We start from the raw sequence: 23,932 nt of genomic DNA, 5'->3' as shown, positions 1-23,932 counted from the left end.
TCGCGGCACTCGATAGTTCGACCAGAAGGGTCACCGCCCATGCCCTCGAAACTGTCCCTGAGAATCGCCGTCGTCGTGGCCGCCGCAGCGAGCGTCGTCGTCACCGCGCCGGTCGCCCTCGCGACACCCGACGACGTCGGGAAGCCCACTCTCACCGGTGTCACCGCCAAGGTGCCCGCCGCGGTCGCCGCTCCTCTCGGTGCCTCCCGGCAGTCGCTGGTCGACGCGGTAGCAGCCGATGCGCTCGGCAGGACCCACGACGGACGCGGCCTCGCACCATCCGTTGCTCTAGGCAAGTTTGCCGCCCAGGGCCGGAAGGTCGTCGTCGACGTCCGGTCGGCGGCACCGGGCTGGGCTCGCGGCGTCGCGTACATCGAGGCGCCCGCCACCGCGGAGGCCACGCCGGAAGGCTGGCTGTACATCGCCCGCTACACAGGCGGCAGCTGGGTCGCCGGGATCGAGGGCGACAGCGAGTTCGCCGAGTACGTCGCGTCGTCCCCGCTCGTCGGCGCGGCCGAGCGTCGCACGATGACGGCGTACGCGAACCACCAAGCTGCGACCACCATGACGACGACGGCGAACACCGGTGGGTTGTTGCTGCCGTGGATGCCGGACTACTACATGACGCTCACCGGCGGGCCGCACGCCAGCGACGGCGCGACCGGGTACTGGAGCAGCCTGGACTTCTCCGGCGGCAACGCCAGCGGCCGGGTGCGCTCCTCGCGAGACGGTACGGCGACGTCGATGTGCGGTGCCGGCGGCGGCTGGACGCGGGTGATCCACCCGAACGGCTTCTCGACGGACTACTACCACATGTACAACGCCACCTACTACAACGCGACCCCGGTCGGTACGAGTGCCCTGCTCGGCACCATCGGCCGGGACGTCTGCGCCGGCGGATACGCGTCAGGTGATCACGTGCATTGGAGCCTGCGGACGTACGACGCCAACTACAACGGCACCTACACGTGGCTGAACGGCCGCACGATCGGCGGCTGGACCTGGTGGAACGGTTCCAGCCAGTACACGGGCTGCGCGACCCGCCTCGGCTACACCGCCTGCCCGGGCACCGCGATCTACAACCGCACCAGCTGAACCATCACGGACGCTCGTCCTGGCAGCCGCCGCTGCCGCCGACCGCGGCCCAGAAGGCGAGTGGCATGAGCAGGGTGCGGATCAGCATCGCCCAGCCGGCCTTGGCGAGTCCGACCCGGCTGCCGTCCTTGACCCGGACCAGGCGAGTACCGGTCAGCAGCGCGCCGATTCCGCGGCCGTCGGCGTAGAGCCAGCCGTAGAGCAGTGGCAGGACGACGATCAGCGCGATCGCGATCACTCCCGCCCCGGCGCCCTTGTTCGGGTCGGTCGCGCGGACGTAGTACAGGGCGCCGAGCGCGATCGCCGTACCGTTCACCAGGACACTGTCGACGAGCCACGCTCCAAGCGGTCCTGTTCGTACTCCATGGCCATCGGACGATCTTCGGGCACGTTCGGTTTCGATCGTGCTTAGAATCAGCGATGGCGCGCTACCAGCTGGAGCCGGGAGACTACGGACTGGTGCGCTTCGCCGTCTCGCCGCTCACCGAGCTCGGCAACTCGCTGCGCGCGCTCCGGGCGCCGAGCGCCTATCCGCTCCAGGCCCCCTGGTACGCCGCGGTGTGCCGGGTCCGCGACCAACTGCCGATCGACGTGCTGAGCGGACTGATCGGGCCGAACTTCGACACGCCGGACCTGTTCAACCCCCGCCTCGGGGTACCGCTGACCATCGAGGCGCAACTCGCCTACCTGCGGGACCAGGATCTCCGGACGCTGGGATCCGACATCGAGTTCGCGGTCGGCGGGATCCCGCGCCGGCTCGGATCGGCCGGGCGATCCTTCGGTCACCGGCTGGCGGACGCGCTCGCGACGTACTGGCACGTGGCGTTCCGGCCGCACTGGCCGCGGATGCGGGCGACGCTCGACGCCGATGTCGCGCGCCGGACCCGGTCATTGGCCGCGGACGGCGTGATCGCCACCCTGAACGGCTGCGGCCCCGGCGTGCACGCGGACGCGACGTCGGTCACGGCGCACATCCTGGGGAACGGTCACGACGACCTCGTCCTCCACACCCGCGGCCGGCCGCTGTTCCTCACGCCGCGCCTGTTCACGTTGAGCAGTTCGACGCCGCTCGGGGACTCGGACCCGATGGTGATGTACCGAGCCGCCAACCAGCAGTCGATGTGGGGCGATGCCGCCACCGCCTCGGTCCCGGCCGGCCTCCTCAGCGAGCACCGCCAGCGCTACCTCCGCGCTCTCGGCAACGGTCAGACGACCACTGCCCTGGCTGCCAGGTTCGGCGTGTCCCCATCGGCCGCGAACCAGGCCTTACGCACGATGGCCGCGAAAGGCCTCGTCCGCGCCCGGCGCAGCGGCCGCACCGTCATCTACGAACGCACTCCCCTCGGAGACCAACTCGTCGACCTCCCCTGACCAGAGCGCAACCACGGCGCGCGCCGCAGCGCTCGAGCTCGCCCTCGGAGGCGGAGGCGCAGGTCTCGGCGGGCGGTGAAGTTGGCAAGGATGCGGATGATCGAGTTTGAGCATCGATCCGAGGCTTCACCCATGCTGGGAGGTCAGGGGATGGCGGTTGTCATGTCGGTCTGGATCTCGGCGGTGCTCAGCGGCCGGTTGTAGATGCGAATGTCGTCGATCAGGCCGCGCCAGCGTTCGCCGCCGCAGCTGGTGCAGGCGGACTGGCCGAACACCAGTGCCTGTGTGTTCGAGACGGGTGCGAGGGTCTGCGTCGCGGTCAGGATCGCTGTGCCGTTCAGGTAGAGCGTGTAGGTGTTCGCGGTGTCGTTGAAGACCGCTGCGACGTGTGACCACTGGTTGAGCGGAACAGTCGGCGTCGTGCTGACGAACTCCCGGCATCCGCCGTTGGCGAACCCGCTGGCGATCTGGTTGCCGGTCGTGTGCAGCCAGTAGCCGCAGCCGCCGGTCACCTCCTTGATCAGGATCGTCTGGTAGTTGTTCAGCGCGGTCGGGTTGACCCAGGCCTCGAGCGTGTAGCTGGAGCTGAGGCTGAGCGAGGCGGCGTTCGGCACGGTCACGTTGCCGGCTGAGCCGTTGAAGGACATGGCGCCGCCGTACTTGCCGGCCGTGGACCTGGTGACGCCCGCGCCGGACATTGTCCCGTTGTTCCCACTGCCGGACGAGTCGTTGACCGTCGTACCTGACGTCTCGTTGAAGCCCCACGCGCCGACCAGCCCGGTCGGCAGCTGGGTCGCGGTGTAGGTCGCCACGTAGGTCTGTGCGGTAGCGGGCACGGTGATCGTGTGTTGCTGCCCGCCGCCGTCGGACCACGACGCGAACGTGTACGACGTGTTGCCGCTGGTCTGGTTGCGGGCCTCGACGGTGTGGTTGTAGCCGACCAGCGTGTCGGCGACGAAGGGCGTCGTACGCGCGATGCCGTCGAGGTAGAGCGTGCGCCCTGTCGGTATCGTGTCGAAGCTCAGGTTCACCTTCTCCGGCCAGATGACGACCGACTGCGTCGAGGTCAGACCGGTCGAGTCGCGAACCGTCAAGGTGATGCGGTACCGGGTGTTTCCGGTGAAGTCGTGTCCGCTCGTGGGGATGGTGAAGGTTCCGCCGGTCACGCCGGTGATCGGCGTACCAGGGTGGACGTGGCCGTCGTGCAGGAAGTCGATGTTCCAGGTGAAGGCGCTCGCGGGCAGCGTGCCGTCGTCGGGGTCGGTGCCTTGGCCGCCGTACGTGATCACGTCCCCGGCCCGGAACCGGGCGCCGTCGGCGGGCGAGAGGACAGTTGCCGTCGGGACGCTTCCGGCGCTGATGGCGACGGGTGTCGAGAGCGAGCTGTTCACCCCGTCGGAGACGGTCAGCCGGACCTGATACGCCCCCGCGGTCGTGTAGGTGTGCGTCGGATTGGCCTCGGTCGAGCTCGCACCGTCGCCGAAGTCCCACGAGTAGGTGAGCGGTTGGCCCTCGGGATCGGACGAGCCTGCACTGGAGAACGACACGTCCAGCGGCGTCGGACCTGACGTCGGCGTGGCCGCGGCGTTGACGACCGGTACCTGGTTGTTCTGCACGTATTTGATCCGGCGGATCTTGCTCACGCCGAACTGGCCGCTCTCGTCGGAGTAGCCCAGGTCCGCGTAGTACAAGGCGCCGTCGGGTCCCTCGGCCAGGTAGACGATGTCGCCGTACGGTCCGTCGACCGAGCCGTCGGCGGGCTCGAAGTTGAAGGTCCCGGAGACCGCGCCGTTCGCGTCCAGGGTGAGGCCGCGGATCCAGTTCTGCGCGTAGTCGGCGTAGAAGTAGGCACCACGGTACGCCGGTGGGAACGCGGTGCCGTGGTAGACGAAGCCGCCGGTGACTGCGGCGTCGCGGCCTGCGTGCGGGTACCACAGCAGCGGGCTCGTGCAGGGTGCCGGGCAGGGACCTTCGGTGGCGGGCCAGCCGTAGTCGGCGCCGCGTGCACCGAGCTCGATCTCTTCCTTCGAGGTGGCCGGATCGTTGCCGCCGACATCGCCGATGAACAGTCGGCCGGTCGGCGGGTCGTAGTAGGCCCGGAACGGGTTGCGCAGGCCGCGGGCCCAGATCGTGTCGACGTTCGGCCCGGAAGGAACAGCGTCGCACTCGGCGTCGTGTACGGCGGCGGCAGCACCTTGATCTTGCCCTGGAGCTCGGCAACCAGCATGCGCCCGTCGGGCAGGAACTCGAACGTCGTCGGCAGGTCGAATCCGGTCGCGAGGATCTCGTTCTGGAACTAGTTCGTGTTGGTGACGTGGACGTTCACCACCGCCGACGTCGTCGTGTTGCCGGACGCATCGCGGGCCCGGGCCGTGAGGGTGTGCGCGCCGTTGCCGACCGTCCGGCTGTCCCACGTCAATGCGTACGGCGATGCCGTGTCCTCGGACCCGGACGCCGTACCGTCGACGAAGAACTGCACACCCGCGACGCGATCGTTGTCGGCGGCATCGGCTGACACCGTGACGATGTCGTTGACCGTGGCCAGATTGGCCGGTGACGTGACGGCGACCGTCGGCGGTGTGGTGTCGGCGGGAGTGGAGTCGCTCTTGGAGGCCGCCATGTGCATGACCCAGGAGGCGCCGTTCTGGGCGGCCGTGGCGTTGTACGGTCCTGCCGTACTGACGACCTTGTCCTCGGTACGGTTGCCGAAGTTGCTACGCCGGCAAATGAAGCCGGCACCGACCGCGGTCACGGTACCGGCGGATGCGCCGGCACCGAAGATCAGATCCGACGCGTTGGTAGTCGTAGCCGTCCCGCTGTTCATCGCGGAGGTCGTACCGACCGCGGCCGACGACACGTCGAGCGGGTTGGCCTTGTCCAAGCCCGAGTACTCGTGGATGTACATGTCCGCCCACGCGGTGATCGCGGCCGAGAACGTGGCCCGCACGGTGTTCGCGCCGGCTCCGATGTTCTTGGCGTAGAACACCTGCGAACTCGAGCTGTTGTTGTTCCAGCGCGTCACCGGTGCGACGGCGGCGTATGCGTTGCCTCTGGTGTCGGACATCGTGACCGACGCGCTCGTGTTCCAGATCAGGTAGACAACGATCAGGTTCCCGCCCGTGTTGGCGGCCGAGAACGCCAGGCTGTTGACCGTGCCGGTGGTGACTTCCTTCGCCCGGCTTTGGACATGGGCCGGTGTGGCCGCGACAGCCGGGCTCGATGTCGCCACCAGACCCACCGCGGCCAGGGCAAGCGTCAGTAGAATCCCCAACGCTTTGGCCGAACGACCGAACCGGTCTCGAAAACGAGCCATTGCACCCACCCCCCACACGCGCAGTCCACGCCCCCAGCGGTGAACATCCCCACCGCGAGTGTGACCTCATCCGACACCCACGGCAAGGAGTCCGGGGTCGGCCGCCGCTACAGCGAGGCGCATGAATGCGCCCGCCGTCGACGTACGGTGGGTACGGCTCTCGCAGGAGACGGAGTCCCTCGACGCCGCAACCGCCGGACTGCTGGCGCCGCCGGAGCAGATCCGGGCGGCCGCCTACCGGACGCGGGACGACCGGCTGCGCTTCCAACTGGGCGTCGCCGTGACGCGATTGACCCTGGCCCGCGAACTGCACTGCGCCCCGGGTGGCGTCGAGCTCGATCGAACCTGTCCCGACTGCGACCAGCCGCACGGCAAGGTCCGGGCAGCCGGGCCTGGTCCTGGCTGGGAGGTGTCGGTCTCACAAAGTCGGGTGACCTCATCGGTGTCGCCGTCGCGACTGTCGGCTCGACGACGAGGAACTCCGCGCCGTCGAGCTCGAGAGCATGGCCCGGTTGGTCCTGGCTCCGACGGAGCAGCGTCGGCTGACGTCTACCGAGGACTTCTTCAGGTACTGGACCGAAAGGGGATCACCCTGTACGAACTTGCCGGGCAGACGGGCCATCTCGCGGCCCTTGCAATCCGGAGTAGGGCCGACGTCACAACCGTGGAGTACGACGCAGACTCCCTGCTACAGGTCGGCGTTCACCGCTGACCAGGCGGTGTGCGGCGAGTCGCTCGTAGTGAGGTAGTTACTCCCCGGCCGGACTAAACCGTGCCCCGGTGGACGTCTCACCGAGGCACGATGCACGGCGGTGGTCGCGCTGCTACTCAGAACGCCCCCCACCTCCTGATGCGTGCCGGCACATTCTGTGTTCCCCAGCCGCAAACCTCGACGCAGGAGCTATCTTGCCGGGCCGGCGCCAGGCTGCCAGACCCGGACCCGTGCAGTTCGCACTCCATTCCGAAAGCTTCGGCGAATGCGAGGGTCTTCATGGCCGTGGCGATGCCCCCGCACGTCGGCACCCCGACGCGGAGTACGTCGCTGGCCTGATTCGCCACCCACTGGTGGTTCCGAATACGGTCACGGTTCTGCTTCGAGACTCATTTAAATGGCAAGGAAGGGGACCGAGGAATGATGAGACACCTGACGACCGAGGTTGCCGGAATCGAGACCTTCTACCGACAGTCCGGCCCGGACGACGCACCCATCCTGCTGCTGCCGCACGGCTATCCGGGCTCGTCGTTCGTCTACTGGCACCTGCTCACCGCCCTGAGCGACCGGTGGCGGGTCATCGCTCCCGACCTGCCGGGATTCGGCTACAGCGCTACCCCCGACCCTGCGGAATTCGGTTATACCTTCGACGACTACGCCGAGTTCCTGTCCCACTTCGTCGAAAGACTCGAGCTGGAAAGCTACGCGATCTGGCTGCACGACTACGGCTCGCAGTTCGGACTGCGACTCGCGATGAACGCACCAGACAGGGTCGCCGGCCTGATCATCCAGAACGGCGACATCTACGAAGACGCGTTCGGACCCAAGTACGACGGACTGCGCGAACTCTGGGCCAACCCCGGACCGGACTCGCGGCGCGGAATCGCCGCTCACGTCAGCCTTGACGGCTTCCGCGACGAGTTCGCCGGAGGCCTGCCCCAGCACGTGGCCGATCGAGTCCCGCCGGATCTCTGGACTTTGCATTGGTCGCTGATGGGCACGCCGGAGCGGATCGCGAACCTGGTTCGACTACTCGAGGATCAGCCCAAGACGCTGCGTTGGTTCGAACGCCAGCAGGCCTATCTCCGCGAGCACCAGCCCCCGACGCTGATCGTGTGGGGACGACACGACGGCTACATGCCCGAGAACTCGGCCCACGCCTACCACCGCGACCACCCCAACGCCGAGCTGCACCTGTTCGACGGCGGACACTGGCTACTGGAGACCCACCTCGGTGAGGTCCTCCCGCTGGTCCGTGACTTCCTCGACCGCATCCAGCCACCGAACAGACACGGTCACGGTTCCTCTGATCGGCTGGCCGAGTAGAAGTCCCTCGCCCCGGGTCGACCTGTGCTCCCTGCACTGCCGCCGGCGCGCACGAGGATCGGGGGCGCAGAGAGCGACACGGCGGATCCTCGGTGAAGATGTGGTGGTTCTCGGCGTGGGATTGGGCCACGTAGGCGGTTCACGGCATCTCGGGCTCGTCAAACACGCGTTCTAGCGCTTGGGCGGCGGCGGGGTTGGCGGATAGGCGGCCCAGGTAGATGTCTTGGGTGATGGAGACTTTGGCTTGGCCTAGTTGGTCGGCGATTTGGCGGGCGGTGTGGCCGGCTTGGCCGAGCGCGGTGGCGGTGGTTTTGCGGAGGGCGTGGGAGCGGATCCAGGCGAGCTTGTCGGATTCGGCGGGCTGGGTGGCGTCGTGGACCTGGGTGCGGAGGGCGTGGCGGTGGTCGAGGTCGATGCCGTAGGTGGCGACGAGGGTTTGGACGAGTTGGTGGTCGACTGTGATGCGGCCGGTTTCGATGAGTTCGACTCTGGTTTGGGGCCAGTTGAGGTGGCCGTCGTGATCGCGGAAACTGGCCTGCGCCTTGTGCTTGACGGCTTTGCCCTTGGCGTCGGTCCGCACGGCCCACGTCGAGATTTCGCCCCAGGTTCCGATCGGCAGCGGTGGTCTTGCCATGTCATGCCTCCAACCGATGGGGTGGTTGGAGGCTCAACGTCGGCCGGGGGCAGAACCCGCGAAGTCGGCAACGATGCGAACTGATGTGATGTGACGCACAGTCACGATCAGATGAAGGTCTGGACGGAGAGCCGGCGGCCTAGTTCGGCGCGGCGAATCGGGAAAGTGGTGCGTAAGTGGTGTGCACCGGACATGAAAAAGCCCAGGACACTTGCGTGACCTGGGCTGTTGTGCGCCGCCAGGGACTCGAACCCCGAACCCGCTGAATTCCAGATGAGGATGATCAGCGTTGCTCAACGATGCTTGAAATCCCTTACAGGTAACGGGATCCGGGGCTACCTGTTGCGCATAAGTTATCATCGGCAACCATCCTCTCGCGCTGTTTAAGGTGCGTAAAGGGGTGCGCTGCGCCTTCTGGCTGATTTTGTGATGTCGCTGAAGCAAGGGCCTTCCTCGATGCGACTGGTTGGATGGTCGCGGCTGCTGACGTTCTGTCTCCCCCTCCAAGCTGGTGCCGGCCGGAGACAAGTTGCAGTCGACCGTCGCTGGCACCTTCGCTCAGCGAGAATCGCTCGAGTGCGGACTGCACGAGATGGCTACGCGCGGCTGATCGCTCGGACAGTGCGAGACGACACCGGACTGTCTCCTGGGGCAGGGGCCGGTCGTGGCGATGGCGAGACCTAAGCTTGCCGGTCGGGTGACGTTAGAGGTCGTACAGATATCGCATGGTGCTAGTGCTTCATCAAGCAACGTTGGGTAGGTAATCGGGTCGGCGGATTTTCGAGTCGATGGCGAAGCGTCGTTTGGGCTGGGCGTGTTTGTTGCGCCAGCGGACGTAGCCGGCGATCGCGGTCTCCTGGGCGGTGTGGCTGGGGTAGTCGCTGCCGTCGAGGGTGAAGTAGCGCAGCGCGGTGAACTCACACTCGATCCAGTTCAACCACGACGCGTTGCTCGGAGTGAACACCAACTCGACCCTGTTGGTGCTGCACCAGTCGACGACCTCGGCCTTCTTGTGCGGGCCGTAGTTGTCACACACGACATACAACTTGCCGGCAGGAAAGCGGTCGCGGAGCTGTTTGAGGAAGCCGAGGAACTCCCGCCACCGCTTGCGGTCTCGGAATCGGTAGAACATCTGCCCGGTAGCTAGATCGAGTGCGGCGAACATGTGCCGCCCCCCGCCGTTGCGGTTGTAGGTGGCACACAGCCGGGCCGGTCGAGCGGTGGGGAACCATCCCCGGCCCGGGCGGGGCTGGAGGTTCAACGGGCCGAACTCGTCGGCGCAGATGACATGTCCATCGGCGGGTGGATCGTCGTACAGGTTGAGGATGCGGGCCATCTTCGCGGTGAAGTCAGGGTCCTTGCTGGCCTTCCACGTCTTCGTGGCCTGCCACCTGATCCCCGCATCCCGCAGAACCTTGCGGACCGTCTCGGTGCTGATGGCGATGCTCTTGTGCTCGGCGAGGTACTCGACGAGTTTCGACAGACTCCACGTAGTGAACGGCAGGCCGAGTTGCTGCGGCGGGGTCTTGGCGACGCGGCAGACTGTTTCACGAACCGGGGGTCCGAACCTAGGTGGCCGACCCCCGCTCCATTTTGGGTCCAGTGCCGCGAACCCCTGTTCGTTGAACGCGTGGATCACCTCTCGTGCGTACTGCGCCTTCATCGCGAACATACCCGCCGCCTCGGCCGCACTCCGGCCCTGCACCGACGCCAGCACGATCCCGGCCCGGCGCAGCCGAACCCGGTCCTTCGTGGTCCGTGTGATCTTGACCAGCCGCTGCGCCTCGTCGGGATCCAGCGCGCGCACGAACACCTCAGGCTGTCGAGCCATCACCACCTCTGACCGCCAGCCTTCACACCCGCTGCCGAACCGGTCAACCCGACACGGTTACAACCCCAACCTTTCTTGCCGAGGCACTAGCGGCCTCGTGGCCACAGAATGTGATCCGATGGGCGAGTGGCTGCAGTCCCCACGGGTACGCAAATCGATGCTGCCCAGTGTCGAAGGCGACGGCAACCGAAGAATCAGCGCCACTGCTCATCGCGCTCGACAGGTGGCGTTGGGACTTCGAGGACGGCAACAGACTTCACGTCTGGCAACTCGATGTCGAGGCTCGGCCACTGATCAAGACCAGAACGTGTCAGTTGCTGAACATACGGAGCCGGAGTCCGGCCAGGCCGATTCATCGACTCACCAAACAGAACGTCCGTCGGCCCGAAGGCGTCGGCCGACGGTGCAGGTAGGCGTTGCGTCGACTCCAGGCGCGGCCGCCTGGACCGCGGCGAACATCTCCCGGTAGGTGCCGTCGATCGACCAGCGGCAGTGACGCTCCCAGATCGACTGCTAGGCCCCGAACTCGGCCGGCAGATCACGCCAAGGGGCACCGGTCCGGAACCGCCACGCGATCGCCTCCAGCGTCAACCGGTGATCGTTCCACGGCCGGCCCCGCCGGCCCGCACCCGACGGCAGCACCGGCTCGATCACCGCCCACAATTCATCAGAAATCACACCCGAACGAAGCACCACTCGATCATCAGCCACTCGCCCCCGCCGATTTAGCAGACACGCCCTAGTCACCGAGGCTGATCGCGCCGCTGGCGATCCTGCGGATGCGAGCGGCGCATTCTGCGGCGAAGACTGCTGAGGTGTCGACGACGAGGTCATCAACGTGAGGATGCAGAACGCCGGGACCCGCCAGTATTTGACCATCGGTAACGCCTCGCGCGCCGATAGCGCCCCCGCGATCCGGTGTACCTCGCTCAGCGGCCATGAGCAGCGAGAGAACTCTACCAAATTCTGGCCAAGCCACTGCTGCCGGGCCGTCGAGCTCTGAGAGGACGACGACTGTGGATGTCTATGAGAAGGCAAGATGGATTTGGTATTACCACCGCGAGGTGCGCGCCGGCAGGTTGGACTTGCCGGAGGCCGGGCGGAGGTTCAGCGTGCGATCTGATGGCGGCATCACGGTGGTCGACGCGGCCATTCGAATTCGGGATAACCCGCGTTGGCACGGTCCCGACCGACGGTACTTGCCCGAAGATGTAATGGTCGACCGTATGGATGACCTGCGCCGCTTCGGAGTAGGGCCGCCAGTGTGGCCACGGCGATTTACGTTTGAGCCGGGGCGGTCCGAAAAGAATGCCGAGTCGCCAGGGGCGACCGCGGTCGGCGGGAGCTCAGCCCGACCGACCGTATCAGCCTCCACTGAAGTGGGACGGCCCGGCGGCGTGGAGGAGACCCGCATACCTGGGCAGGCTCGGTCCCCCGGCAGTTCGAGCCGGGAGTGGACTCCTGAGGAGGTGTCTGCGGGTCAGGCAAGACCTGGGACGGCTGGCCGCCCAGATGGTCAGCGTGCACGCGCTGAAGGGGCGGACGCTGAACAGAAACCAGCTGCCGCACGTCGATCTGCGAGGCCGGATCGTGAAGCCGGTCGGCACTAACCTGTCCGCGCTCAGGCCAGGCAGTGGCACGACGATGACGACTGCCTATCAGGGGAGTCAGATCTCACCCGAGAACGAGGCCCACCACATTGCAGCCTCGCCCGACCAACTCGTCACCGGCCCCCGCAAGCGAACCCGTCTACTCGTGACGACGCCGAGTGAAGAGCCAGAAACTTCTAGCTAGGCGCGGCGGTAACAAAAGGCTCTGGCATCTGCCCGCCGTTCAGCCAGGATTCTGGGTCGCTGATCTCCGGACAGAGATCCCTATCGAGAAGGGCCTCATGGCTATTGACGGCAGGCGGATTACGGCGCGGAGCTTTCCAACCCCGGACATTGTGAAGACGACGAACAATCCGGCGTTATGGGATCAGCTTGGCCGGTTTGCCGATGTGCAGGCGGCCGAGGCCAACGCCGCGCTCGCGTTGCTGGACGAGCGGCTTGGCGCGGCTGCCACCAGGGATGATCGGGCAGAGGCTTTCGAGGATGCGTTCGGGCATGTAACCGACTGGCGGAACGAGATGGCGGCGCGAGGGTGGACACGACCTGGTGCCCATGGCCCGATAGAGGTCCGCCCATGAGCCACGATGTCGCTCAGGTGCCCCGGCTTGTCGTGGCGCTGCCTCCGGTAAGAGGACAGGGCCAGTTCTCGGAACAGCCAACTACTTTCGAGGATCTCGAGCGCCTTCAGCGCCCCCGGGCGTCAGGTATGGTGCGTCCGCCTGGTGCTCTTACAGGTAAGAGTCATGCGTCAGCGCAGCGCACAACGCCCGACCCAACTGCCGAGAACCGACGTACTCGGCGCTCAGCCCGAGCCCCTCGACCGCCAGATCAACGTCGGCAGGCGAGGCAACCGCCCGAAACGCCCCGAAGTTCTCCCAGTCCACGCCCCAGGCGAACGCCATCTCCGTACCCATTGTGCTTCCCTCAGGTGCTGGTCTCTCTGACCGACGCCCTCACAGCAAACGGACCGACCAGCCTCCAACCTTGAACCTCCACCGTTCTGACGTCAAGGCAGCAAAGGCAACTCCGTGGCCTGCCTCAGGAGGATCGGTCGACGCTGTCGCCCAGCACCGCTCCGCCGCCGGCAACGAATGCTGCTGGACTGCCGGCAGTGCACCCAGGTAGAACTCGACTTGGATCCAGTAGCTCGGCCGCCATTGCGCGGGGCTGGACCCGCCGCCGGGCTGCCGCTTGGCACGGGGTGCTGCTTCAATCGGGAGTGATTGTCCAATGCAACGAACGAACGGCGTGGGTGAGATAGACCGCGACCTGGGCATTCTCGACCTGGACCGCGGTGCCGGTGTGCTGGCGCTGCACAGCGTCGGCATGTGCGCCCTTCTTCACGCTCGGCCTCATCCACGACCAGCAGTGCGTCCAGGCTGCCGAGCCGATCGACGACGTATTCGCGCAGGTCGTCACGCACCCCGTCATCGTCCCATTTCGCCTTGCACAGCACGTGTGCGAGCCGCCACGCCCCACACCACCAAGTCCGGCTGCCGTACTAGAGTAGGTGTTGACGGTGCAATGAGAGGACGGCTCGTGGCATCGACCGACTGGAGTGGGGGGCTCGTCTTTGACGGGTCGGTTAGATGGCATGGGCTGCGTGGTGTCGATCTGGCAGGTCTGTCGGCTGTGCTTCGGTGGGGGCAACCGAACTCGAGGGCAATGGCTCCCGGCTGGAACTCCACCTCGCAGGGCGGGGCGTCGGAGAACCGTGTTTCCGAGTCGCCGGAGGTGTCACTCTCGGACCGACGCGGTGCCCGGTCGTTCCTCAATCACTCCATGAGCGGCCTTGGCATCGCGGTGGCTCTGCGCGCGAGAGAGCTCGACCAGCCGAGCGGCGCTCCTGCCGACGAATACCGCCTGGCCTCGGCAGTGACTGGAAGCTCGGTCGTCGCCATTGCGATCAGCGATTCCTTGTCAACAACGAAGCTGGACGCGCTCGAGGCCAATATCGAGCTGGAGTTGCCTGAGCACGATGCCGAGTACATCGAGCGCAACATCATATTCGCCGCCCAGTTCGCGGGGAACCCGATATCCTCCGAACTGCGCCACTACGACGGCCAGGCCAAGGCTGGGGCATTTGGTGGAAGAGGACTCTCCGTTGAGGAGACGAAGCGCATGCACGCCGCGATGATGCGCAACTACGCGAAATGCCTGAAGTCACCCACAAACCTCGACCCGACGGTGGGCGATGCTCTGCAGGCAACGCTCGCAAGGTCCCAGCGGCGACTGCCCGTTCTCATCTGGACCGAGACGGACAGGGCAGAACTCGCGGCCCGCTCAGAACAGATCACAGCGCTCCGCGTTGCCGGTGGATACCCAACCAACCACGGAGCCAAGCGGTTGACGGACACTGGCCCCGCCCGTCCCAGCTGGCCACAAACACCGACACGTCAGCAAGGGCTGGGCTACTAATCCAAAATAGACCGGGTCGGGTGTGCGCAAGTTGTCGGTGGAGCGCATTGGAGCCGGGTCACTCCGTGGGTGAAGACTACAACGACGCGTCCGCGGATCAGGGTGTGTACCGATGGGCGGGGTTCGCATCGCATTCCGGTCACGGCTGCTGGCCGACCTGTCGGAGGTGGCCGGCTGGCGGCGTAGTTCACTGCTGTGCTGGCGTCGCTACTGCAGCGTCGTTCGGGTTATGACCTGGCGGGTACTGGTGATGTTGCGGTGGTGCTGGCCGATGGTGGCGTGGCGATCAGCGATCGGGCAGCTGCTTCTGCCCACGCGGGTTGGCGAGGCGTGGTTGCGACTGCGGTCTGCCCACCGCTGCTGTCTGCGTGGCACCACCCGCCGACGCCTGTCCACCGAGCGCCCGCCGCAGGTTTCGGCGTGCTCTGGACCGCTCTCGTGAGTGTTGCCGGCCGACATGGCTTCCTTGTGTGTCATGTACGGCGCGAACAGCGACCTGTCATGATGGTGAACGTCGGCGCATCAGGTGGCTCCGCGATTCCATCACGTCTCCAGGCCTCGATCGCGTCGACACGACCCCTGACGGTGGCGGCGTCGGCGGTCCGTTCGGAACGGAGCGGAAAGAGGTCCTCTTCGGCGAATTCGGCGAATCCTCGATCCACCATGTCGCGGATCAGGTCCGGATCAGTGGCGGTCGCGAAGCGGTTCATCGCATCGCTCCAACCCTCCTGGTAACTGTAGTTTCGAGGATCCCAGGCTCGCCATCCCACGTGCTCACGACAACTCCTCAACTAACGATTGACCTGCTGCCGGGACAGTCTTGGTCATCTAGGTTCTCTTCTCCACTAGTCCGGACATGCTCGTGGTTACGTTCCGATTCCCATCGGCTCGGTCGTCAGAAGAACGGCTGGATCGACTGGATACCGGGGCCGTGCTGCCGCCCGGAGTCGCCAGAGCCTTATAGCTGTTGGCGGTCACGACCTGGTAGCTGTCCTGCGGCGGGTCGAGTCGTACTCACCAGCGCTGGCCATCGAGACCGATGCCGCCGCGAGCATCGTTGTGCAGTCAGGACCACTGGATCGCTCTGTGTCATTCGCGGTGCTACTTGCTTGGCGCGCCCTGCTCCTCAGGATGGCTCGCCGTAGATTGCCCGGAAGTCCTCCAGCGTGCCCTGGTAGTACTCGAGGTCGTCGTACAGCTTGGCTCGTGTCAATAGATGCGGGTTTTCTGCGCGGGCACGCTGGCCGAACTCGGACCACACAGCCACGTCCGGTACCTCGTCGGCGTCGTCCGGCAGGAACTTGAGGGCCTCGACGACGGCGTCGACAGCGAACTCCCAGGAAAGTTCGACGGCATCGCGGTCCTCTTCCGGGCGGCCGCCGTAGGCCATGTCCGCCTCGAGCGCCAGCCGGGCGTACGTCGCGGCGACGACGGCCCACTGCGCGGCGTCGATCAGCTCCGAAACGCCCAGCCCGAAGCGCGAGTCGATGATTCGGGCCGTGTGCTCCGAGGCGTACGGGATCGCGATGTCGCCGGCGGTCGAGGCCAACGTCCACCCGTCCTCGCCTTCGATCAGGTTCGCCCCCGGCTCGATCGGCGCGGGTCGGGTGGCCGGCACGGTCGTGTCGGAGGCTGTCGTCAGGCTCACGTAGACTTGCGCCTCGGCCAGGGTCCTTGCCGTCAGCATCGTTTATTTCGCTCCTGTGTCTCGGACCAGATCGTGGTAGGCGTCCCGAACCACCATGAGCCGCTCGAGGCGGAATCTGCCGGGCTCGGCATCCCGGATCGCTTGGCCTTCGGGGGTCCAGAACTCCTCGTCCGGTACGGCGTCCTGCCCGCCGGGAACGAACTTGATCACCTCGTCGACAGCGGCCCGGGCGACGGCCAGCACCCTAGCGGCCTCGACCGGATCGATCGGCACGACCGCGGCGGCCTGGTCTGCTATATCCATCCATTGGCCAGGGTCCAGCAGTTCCGACGGTTCCGGGCCACCGAACGTCGGCCAACCGACGGCCGCGGTCTCGCGCACTGGGAGACCGAACAGGTACTCGCGCTCTGCCCCACAGCCAGGGCAGATGGCGGCGTAGCTGATGACCAGCTCGCCGGCTTCCTCGGCGAGACCGTGCTCCCAGGATGCGTCCACCGAACCGCAGTCGGGGCAGGGATGCAGCTCCAGGTAGAGGTGCGCTTCGTCTCTGGTGCGTGCCACGGCAAACGCCATATCGTCCCTCTCGTCCTCGCTCGCGGTCATGGGCCCCCCAGCGACGGCCCATGCGCCGTCGGCGTGATAGTCCACCCGCCCGTTATGGGGTGGGGCTGCGGTGGAATCTCAGGCGCCTTGTCGAACGTGCGGACGGTCGTGGAGTAGTCCAGCCCCTTCAGCATGCTTGTAGGTACGCCGTTCTGCTCGAGCTCGGCGGCCACCTTCGCGCTGAAGCTCCCTCTGCGTTCGGAGGTGTTGTAGAGCTCCCGCAGATCGACTCTTCCTTCGGCCATCTTCACCATCGTCGGGTGCAGCGTGGCGAACGCGGCGGCGAAACCGCCGTCGTCGACGCCGACCATCGTCCCGTTCGGAAATGCCTGATAGAGCCGATCGTAACCGTCGGCTTCCCGCACGGCCAGGACGACTGTTCTTCTCTCCAGCTTCGCCTTCAAAAGAGCATCCAGCAACGGCTGATAGGGCTGGTACACCTTCTGACCTGGGGCGTCCTGGGCAAACTCGGTCGCGCGCATGTCCGGCTTGTCCAGCTTGGCTCGCATGGCCGGAAGCCGACGACCGATCTGCGCCAGGTCGATCGGATCGCCGGTCTCCATCTGGCGGAGAAGCTCAAGGTACTCATGCTTCAGCATGGTCACGAAGAATTGGGCTTTCGCGGCGTTCGGCAGATGCGTTGTCCGCTTGATCTCCGGCGTTCTACGACCCTTGTCCGTCTGTTGGTGGACCGTGATGTCGTAGACGACCGGGATCCGGACGGTGACGACCTCGCCGTTCTCGAACTTGGTGTTCTCCTGGCGGGTTCCGCGTCCGCCGGAGGACTGTTCCTTGACCTGGTCACCGACCGAGCCGCCGACGGAGATGATGCCGTCACTGGAGCCTCCGCTGACGGTAGGCGGCAGCAAGTGGTTCCCGGTCGTGGAGGAGTTGGTGGTCTTCTGACCCCGTTCGACCGTCCCGGTCTGGGCGTCTGGCAGCGGATGGTCGTCGTCGAGTTCCCAGCCGAGCGGTTTGGCATGGATTACTACGGCCACCGTGGTTCGCCCGTTGCCGGGAGCCGCCATCGGCTGCATCCGGAAGCCGTTCTCGCTGGTCAGCTCCTTGAAATTCGACTTCAATGCGGTCGGCATTAACTGAGTCTCGATCGCGAGCTGGTTCTCGAGCACGCCCGCTGTCCCGAGCACTTCGGGTTGACTGAGGTGACTGCTGAGCTGGTTGACCAGCTGGTTAGTCGGCTTGTCACCTTTGCCGTACGTGACGACCTGTTCGGGGATGGTGCTTGCCGGCCACTCGAACGTTCGGTGTTCGGGGATTTGCTCCGGGACGGCCTGCTGGTCGTCAACAGTCGACGCGTCGCGGATCAGCTTCCGAGGCACCAGCGTGGTCATCATGGCTCGCAGTTGCCGTGGCTCGGAGACGGTGGTCACGAGGGCCGGATCGATTCGCTTGCGCCGCCACTTGCCGCTGGCCATCTCCGCCGCGCCCGCGTTGTGCAGCCGGATCACCTCGGTGGTGAAGACGATCTCTTGTCTGACCTTCGCCATGTCGAAGTGTCCGGTTCGGTCGAGAGTCGTGTTCTGCTCGCCGCTGCCAGAAGTGACCTGGCGGATACGGCTGGTCGCGACACCGCCGGACGGCGTGCCGCCTTCGCCGTTGTCTTGTGCGAGCTCGAGGCTCGCTGTGTACGTCGTACTGCGGCTGACCGATCTATCAAGCTGTCTGTACTTGTAGCCCTGGATAAGTCCGATGGCGTCAACCTTGGAGATCTTTGGGACATCGTCGATCATGATCGGGCCGACCTTGTGGGCTTTGACACGGATCATGAGCACGTCTGGTCGCTGCTGACCGTCGACCGGAACCTCGATCGCGGTGGGATACCCGCGCGGGCCGAACATGTCCTCGAGCGGGCCTCGGTAGCTGTCCGTTCCAAGATCGACCTCGAGGGCTGGCTCGAGCAGCGGATCCGTCGCCAGATGACCTGGCGCCAGTTCATCGATCTGCGATCGGATGAGGTTGAGCAGTTCGACGCGCCCATGCGGATCGGAAAGCGGGGTGATCAACTCCACCTGGCTGGCAGCGAGTCCGTGCTGGTACCGATCTGGCATGCGGACGGCTCGCTGCTGGGTGACTGCATCCTGTGCTCTGACGAGCGTCTCCCTCAACCGCTCTTTGGGGGTCGACTTTGTCGACTCGGCGATGCCGGATTGCACCCGCACTATGTCGGTGAGTTGTATCGCGCGGTCGTCGGTGGTCGCATCGGTCTTCTCGAACTCGTATCGACGCTCGAAACCGACGGCGGTGCGCGGTTCGAGGTCGAGCGTCCCGGCCCGAAACCGCTCGTCCACGTCGGCCAGGACTGCTGGCGGAAGGTCGAGAACTCCACTGCCGTACAGTTCCAGGGCTCGACGCTCAGGCATCGTGCTCTGAGCCAGCGCGTCGTCGAGCTGTATGGTCTGGATGACGCGGTCATCCTGCATGATGTCGGCGACGAGCTTGTAGCGCTCGATGGACTCGTAGTGTGTGCCGAGGTTGACGAGCAGCCGTTCCGCACCCGTCGTCTCGCTGCTCGTCGTGGACTGCGAGGTGCCGCTGGTCCGGCCGATCGCCTCCGACGTCGATAGCGACGAGTCGTCGCCGTCGATCGGGCCGTCGCGAGACCCTCCGATCCCGGTGGACGTCGAGGTGCCGGACGTGAAGCCGACGTTGTGCATGGTGAAGTTGATGTCGCCGGTGTTCTGCTCGCTCTTCGCGACGAAGGTCTTGCTGACGGCCTCGCCGCGAATCACCACCTTCAGTTGCTGCGGCAGCAGGGTGCGATCTTGCAGCGCCTGCTCCGGATTGGCAGGTGGAGGCGTGATCACCATCGGCAGCCGGTAGCTGCCGTTCCTCCATTCGGGGTGAGCGACGAGGCTGTCCGGGGCGAGCAGCGTGTGCAGCTGCAGCAGGGCACTCGTGTCGGACCGAATCTGCGGCACCGCCGCGAAGATGCGGTCGGCCGGATTGCCGGCGTCGACGGCGACCAGCATCGAGCGGTCGATCGCGGCTGTGTGCGGCTTTTTCGGCTGCGCGTCGAACACCGGCGCCTCGGCCCGGGTCATTGCGCTGTCGTAGGCCAGCGTCATCCGGCCGGTGACATCGGCCAGCATCTCCGAGTCGCCCTGGTCGGTGATCTCGGCGAAGGTGATCCGGATACCCTGCCGAAGCTTGTCGACCGGTCCCGTGCTCTCGTGCAGTGTCACCCGGTTGACTCGGCGGCCGGCTGACCAGCCGAAGTTGCGAGCGACCGCGTTGCGGCTGAGCCTGGCTCCCAGCTTGCCGACCCAACGCGCAATGCGCTTGGGCAGATCGTCGACACCGACACCGACGGACAGCGGTACCGAGGTCGACCTGCCGGACGTCCGCTGGGTGGCGTCGGAGGCGATTCCGAGCCGCACGACGTAGTCGTCGGTGCTGGTGCCCAGGGGTTCGACGTCGGCGAAGTCCTGCGTGACGGCGAGCCGGAACGGGTGAGAACGAGGCGCGTGACCGGTTCGCTGGTCGATCAGCACCACGATCAGACCACCCTGACAAGCCTGATTGATGCCCGCTTCGATCCGGGGCGCGTTGATCTGCCGGATGACCCGGTCGTAGTTCGCCAGCTGTCCGGCGCGCAGCCGCCGATCCGACGGCAGCGCGTCGATCCGAGGCTGGTAATCGTCATCCAGCGGCGGCACCAAGCCCATCGTGCTCAACGCGGTCAGTGCCTGCCTCTGGGCGTCCTCAGCGCCTTCAAGATCCTGAACCAGACACTTGCCCGGGCCGCGTAACTGGTTCTCGCCGGTATCGTGCCACGGCGGCAGGAACTGCGGTGCGGTCGGCGGTGTCGCATCGCCCCTCAGCAGCGCCCGGCCGTCCTGACCGGGCTTGATCGTCTCGTCGTCCGTACGCAGTACGGCGTTCTTGTCGACCGGTCCACCGGCCCGCAGCAGGTCGTTCTCCGGCAACCGCATCCGGGCCTTGCAGGTATCGGTGACAACGACTGGAGCCGCTTCGGGGTCGGAGAGCTTGCGGAGAGTCGCCGTCACTCTGAGGTCAACGACGGCCCCTTGAGTCGGGCCCATGTAGCGGTGCACGACCGGCGTGATCGAGGTAGCGCTGAGGTCCTGCCCGCCCGAGCGGGAGGCTCGGCGTCCGGCGGAGACACCTGGCGAGATGTCCACATGCGACGACCCCACATCGCTCAGCGCTGTCGGAGTCGGCAGATGACCTGACCCCGGCTGCCCGGCGATCGCCGCGCCTGGGTAGGCCAGGGCCACCGAGCCGGAGCGCGAGGTGGTGAACACCTGACTCGCGGTGACGCCCGCGAACTCGACCTCCACCTCCTCCAGCCCCTTCTCCTTACTGGACTCACCGCGCAGCTCAGCAGTCCTCCAGTTGGGCTCGACCTCGACCGTGAGCTGGTACTCGGATTCGCCGGCCACCGGGATGGGCAGGCTGAGCCCGCCGGGCTTGGCCATGTCCGGCAGCAGTCGGTAGGAATCCTCTGTGATGAGCCCACTGATGTAGTCGTACCCGATCCGGTCGATGGGGCCCAGGTTGGCGCGCGCCTGTGAGATCAGGCGGTCCGTGATGCCCTGCACGCCGCTGATCCTGGTGACTGTGTGTCGGGGAAAGGTCTTGCTCAGGTCCGACTCGCGGCCGAGCTGCTTCAACGTCACCGTCTCGGTCGCTGCCTTCACGACGTACGGGCTGGCCACCCAGATCAGCTGCTGTCCGGCATCGACTGTCTCGACGGAGCTCCAGGGCCCGGTGGCCGAGGTTCGGACCTCGATCTCCCACTGACCCTGCCCCGTGTACAGGAAGCCCTCACCCCGGTGGACGTCGACCCGCCCGTGCTGGAAGTAGGCGCTGGCACCGGCGGTCTCGGCGAGGCTTCGGCTCGATGAAAAGTCACCGCGGGGTGCGATCACGTGTGACGCGACCTGAACATGACTGCCGAGAGGGGCGCGCGCCATGAGTGGCTGCATGTTGAGGCTGGCGTTGGCGCGGGAGACGTGGGTGGCTGTTGTGGCGATGCCCTGGCCGCCTTCGCCGAGGGTGCCCCTCAGGAGTTCGCCCAGCTCGTAGTCGCGGTTGGGCACCTCGGTCAGATCCCTGACCTTCATCCGCAGCCGAACCTGGCAGATGGTGGTGACGTCGTCATCCGGACTACCGCCGACTGTGACGACCACGCCATCAGGCGAGAACAGCCGACGGTACTCGGCGTGCGGCACCGGGGGCGGTGCATCCGCTTCGATGCGCACGCTGCTGCCGTGCGCGGCCAGCATCCTGTTCATGTCGTCGACCGGCGCGTACAGCCGACGACCGGTAGGAACCCCGGTCTCCAGATCGTCGACAGGCAGCGCATGGTTGCGGCTCGCCTCATAGGCCTCGGCCTGCTGAGCCGCCTGGCGGGCCAGTTGGACGATCTGTGTCCGCGGCCGGTCCGGGTCGGCGATGGCCGCATCGAGCTCATCAAGGAGCGCATGGTGGGCGGCCAGCGCCCGCCCGGCATCGGACGCAGCAGCCTGATAGGCCTTCGAGAGCTCGATGTGCCGCCGTGCCTTGTTCCGCTCCGGCCCAGTTCCTTTGGCGGCGGCCCCCTTGGCGCTCGTCGCCTTGATGTCGGCCTGGCTCTCGAGGTCCGATACGGCGGCCTGCAGGGTGGCGATCTGAGCGACGACCTGCTGCCGCAACTGGGCAGGGGCGTGCGGAGCCGGGGTGGCCCGTCGACGAGCCTCGGCAGCGGCGATGCCCTGGAGAGCCGCGCGAGGCGAGTAGATCGAGTCCGGAGCCCAGGGGTATTCCGGACTGCTTCCGCTTCGGCGCTTGATCGCCGCCGCGAGCCCCCGGAGATCACCCTCGATGTGCTCCAGGTCTCGCGGTCCACGCGACCGGCCGTAGGCGAGCATCTCTTCCCGGGCCTGATGCCAGTCCTTGGCCAGCAGGCGGTACGCGGCATAGTCCGCGTCGAGTCGGCGATCGCGGCGCTCGTGGCTGAACAGGGAACGCAGCCTGCCGAAGATCCCCCGCGGTCGCGCGGCGTTTGCCGCCTCCAGTTGCTGGGTCATCTGGGAGAGCTGGTGTACCCAGACCTGACGGAGCTGCTCATCCGGCAGGTCGGGCGAGATCCGCAGTACATGCGGGTCTTCTGCCGTACCCGAGCGCTCCCTCCCCTGGGCGACCAGCCCGCGGAGCGGTGGCGCGATCTCAACGCTGAAGTACTGCGGAACGTCGGTTGCAGCCGTCGTGATGACGGCCAGTCCGGTCTGCGGGTCGATGGTCGGTCGGTCGGTGACCGAGGAACCCAGGTCGGACGGGCGGAGCGTCGCGACGGTCGCGAGCGCAATGGTCTTGTCAAGCTCAGGAGCTGTGCTCGGCCTGCCGCCGGCGATCAGTCCAGTGCCTCTGACCGCCCGCGTGAGCGTCTGACGGGTCGAAGGGCGGCGGTGGCGACCTACCACCTCTGGTCGTTGGCGTTCTCTCTGAACCTGGTCGGTCGCGAAGAGAAGCTGAGCGTGACGGTTGATCTGCTGGGAGGCGGACACGACCTGGGAGGTCATGACCGGCTTAGGACCGCCAGGTAACGAAGCCAGCCGGGCGGCAGCTCCTTCGGACTCCTGCGCCGCCTCCTCGAGCGCGACGCGGAGCATTACCTCAGCCTCGGCCCGCTGGGTTTGGCTCAGCCCGTCAACGTGCAGCAGCCGATCCAGCGCGGCGGTCGCGCCATCGGGCCCGGACTTGCCGCGGGCTTCGGCAATCTCGGCGCCCAGGATGGCGACAGCCTCGGCCAGCATCCGCTCATCACGCGCGTGGTCGGCAGCCCGACGACGCAACCGCTCATCCAACATCCTGAGGACGTGAGCCGGCAGGAAGCCCTGCTGCCGGTCGCCCAGGCTCACCCGACCGTCGCGCAGTGGCACCGCGGACGGTGAAACGATCCCAAGGGCGGCAGCGATCGTCGCGCGGGCACGAGTTGCCGCATCGGGCATCGAGATCGCCGAAGTCGTCAGCGTACCCACCGCCGCTCATCGGGGTGTCCACCGATGCGACCGGTCGGAAACGCCGAGCGAGACCTGTTCTGCTCCGCAGCTGCCGTCGCCGAGGAAAGGTTCACCATCGCCGGAACCAATGCCGTAAGGTCGATCGGACAACGCAGCGATATTGCATCGACAACCTCCCACCCTGATACCCTCCGGCCGAGACTCGTTGGGGTATCACCCGAGCCGACCGTAGGTCGGTCCGACGAGTGGTGGCATCGGCGAAGTTGCCAGTCGTGCGCCGCGGCACAGCGCTGCGTATGAGGTTCGCTACGCCTGATCAGCTGCCCGAAGTCCAGAGGAGCGGCGCGGCGCGCCCCCAGAGCTTGACATGAACTCGGATTGCCCC

At 66.4% G+C, this 23,932-nt stretch carries 17 protein-coding genes and 1 pseudogene; 5 read left to right on the top strand and 13 right to left on the bottom strand.

The genetic code is table 11. The features are described from left to right. Positions 1-39 precede the first annotated feature (39 nt). On the top strand, positions 40-1,095 hold the full coding sequence (locus ABZX12_RS26510) for a M23 family peptidase (RefSeq protein ID WP_355697338.1): 1,056 nt from the start codon (positions 40-42) through the stop codon (positions 1,093-1,095). A gap of 4 nt (positions 1,096-1,099) precedes the next feature. On the opposite strand, the gene ABZX12_RS26505 is transcribed toward ABZX12_RS26510, so the two are convergent. Further along, positions 1,100-1,411 (bottom strand): hypothetical protein, encoded by a 312-nt coding sequence (locus ABZX12_RS26505; protein ID WP_355697336.1) that lies wholly within the window; start codon positions 1,409-1,411, stop codon positions 1,100-1,102. 104 nt (positions 1,412-1,515) lie between these two features. Between ABZX12_RS26505 and ABZX12_RS26500 the strand changes: the two genes are divergently transcribed. After that, positions 1,516-2,466 carry a winged helix-turn-helix domain-containing protein gene (locus tag ABZX12_RS26500; protein WP_355697334.1) on the top strand — a complete coding sequence of 317 codons (951 nt, stop codon included), beginning with the start codon at positions 1,516-1,518 and terminating at the stop codon, positions 2,464-2,466. A 143-nt stretch (positions 2,467-2,609) separates the two neighbouring features. On the opposite strand, the gene ABZX12_RS26495 is transcribed toward ABZX12_RS26500, so the two are convergent. From ABZX12_RS26495 to ABZX12_RS26485, 3 genes are all read right to left on the bottom strand, one after another. After that, entirely contained in the window at positions 2,610-4,880 is a 2,271-nt protein-coding gene (locus tag ABZX12_RS26495) for a LamG-like jellyroll fold domain-containing protein (protein WP_355697332.1), read from the bottom strand. After that, positions 4,763-5,695 (bottom strand): Ig-like domain-containing protein, encoded by a 933-nt coding sequence (locus ABZX12_RS26490; protein ID WP_355697330.1) that lies wholly within the window; start codon positions 5,693-5,695, stop codon positions 4,763-4,765. Before ABZX12_RS26490 ends, ABZX12_RS26495 begins: the two co-directional genes overlap by 118 nt. A 912-nt stretch (positions 5,696-6,607) precedes the next feature. Next, positions 6,608-6,838: an enolase C-terminal domain-like protein gene (locus ABZX12_RS26485; protein WP_355697328.1), complete on the bottom strand. Its 231-nt coding sequence runs from the start codon at positions 6,836-6,838 to the stop codon at positions 6,608-6,610. 76 nt (positions 6,839-6,914) lie between these two features. Here ABZX12_RS26485 and ABZX12_RS26480 point away from each other — a divergent pair, with 76 nt between their 5' ends. After that, the gene (locus ABZX12_RS26480) at positions 6,915-7,817 is read left to right on the top strand and encodes an alpha/beta hydrolase (protein WP_355697326.1); all 903 of its coding nucleotides are present in this window, start codon (positions 6,915-6,917) and stop codon (positions 7,815-7,817) included. A gap of 139 nt (positions 7,818-7,956) precedes the next feature. Here ABZX12_RS26480 and ABZX12_RS26475 read toward each other — a convergent pair whose 3' ends face one another. The 3 genes and pseudogenes from ABZX12_RS26475 to ABZX12_RS26465 form a co-directional block, all read right to left on the bottom strand. Then, positions 7,957-8,451 (bottom strand): hypothetical protein, encoded by a 495-nt coding sequence (locus ABZX12_RS26475; protein WP_355697324.1) that lies wholly within the window; start codon positions 8,449-8,451, stop codon positions 7,957-7,959. A gap of 742 nt (positions 8,452-9,193) precedes the next feature. After that, positions 9,194-10,282: an IS630 family transposase gene (locus ABZX12_RS26470; protein ID WP_355697322.1), complete on the bottom strand. Its 1,089-nt coding sequence runs from the start codon at positions 10,280-10,282 to the stop codon at positions 9,194-9,196. A gap of 417 nt (positions 10,283-10,699) precedes the next feature. Then, positions 10,700-10,975 (bottom strand): annotated as a pseudogene (locus tag ABZX12_RS26465) (transposase); the annotation flags it as partial. A 1,198-nt stretch (positions 10,976-12,173) separates the two neighbouring features. On the opposite strand from ABZX12_RS26465, the gene ABZX12_RS26460 reads away from it, so the two are divergent. After that, the gene (locus tag ABZX12_RS26460) at positions 12,174-12,470 is read left to right on the top strand and encodes a hypothetical protein (RefSeq protein WP_355697321.1); all 297 of its coding nucleotides are present in this window, start codon (positions 12,174-12,176) and stop codon (positions 12,468-12,470) included. 150 nt (positions 12,471-12,620) lie between these two features. Here the strand turns inward: ABZX12_RS26460 and ABZX12_RS26455 are convergent, their stop codons facing one another. Continuing rightward, positions 12,621-12,806 (bottom strand): hypothetical protein, encoded by a 186-nt coding sequence (locus ABZX12_RS26455; RefSeq protein WP_355697319.1) that lies wholly within the window; start codon positions 12,804-12,806, stop codon positions 12,621-12,623. Positions 12,807-13,101: 295 nt separating this feature from the next. After that, positions 13,102-13,236 (bottom strand): hypothetical protein, encoded by a 135-nt coding sequence (locus ABZX12_RS26450; RefSeq protein ID WP_355697317.1) that lies wholly within the window; start codon positions 13,234-13,236, stop codon positions 13,102-13,104. A gap of 438 nt (positions 13,237-13,674) precedes the next feature. Between ABZX12_RS26450 and ABZX12_RS26445 the strand changes: the two genes are divergently transcribed. Next, positions 13,675-14,310, top strand: a complete 636-nt coding sequence (locus ABZX12_RS26445; RefSeq protein WP_355697315.1) for a hypothetical protein — start codon at positions 13,675-13,677, stop codon at positions 14,308-14,310. A gap of 473 nt (positions 14,311-14,783) precedes the next feature. Here the strand turns inward: ABZX12_RS26445 and ABZX12_RS26440 are convergent, their stop codons facing one another. The 4 genes from ABZX12_RS26440 to ABZX12_RS26425 all read right to left on the bottom strand — a co-directional run bounded on the left by ABZX12_RS26440 (position 14,784) and on the right by ABZX12_RS26425 (position 23,565). Then, complete coding sequence (locus tag ABZX12_RS26440; RefSeq protein WP_355697313.1) at positions 14,784-15,020, bottom strand: hypothetical protein; 237 nt, start codon at positions 15,018-15,020, stop codon at positions 14,784-14,786. A 416-nt stretch (positions 15,021-15,436) separates the two neighbouring features. After that, a complete protein-coding gene (locus ABZX12_RS26435) occupies positions 15,437-15,997 on the bottom strand; it encodes a hypothetical protein (protein ID WP_355697311.1) in 561 nt (186 codons plus the stop codon). 3 nt (positions 15,998-16,000) lie between these two features. Next, positions 16,001-16,519, bottom strand: a complete 519-nt coding sequence (locus tag ABZX12_RS26430; protein WP_355697309.1) for a hypothetical protein — start codon at positions 16,517-16,519, stop codon at positions 16,001-16,003. Between the two features lie 38 nt (positions 16,520-16,557). Beyond that, entirely contained in the window at positions 16,558-23,565 is a 7,008-nt protein-coding gene (locus ABZX12_RS26425) for a hypothetical protein (RefSeq protein WP_355697307.1), read from the bottom strand. Positions 23,566-23,932 lie beyond the last annotated feature (367 nt).

Origin of the sequence: Kribbella sp. NPDC003505 (assembly GCF_040610875.1) — a bacterium.
Lineage (GTDB): Bacteria > Actinomycetota > Actinomycetes > Propionibacteriales > Kribbellaceae > Kribbella.
Note: the sequence above shows the minus strand (reverse complement) of the source record. Positions and strands in the feature narration are given on the sequence as shown.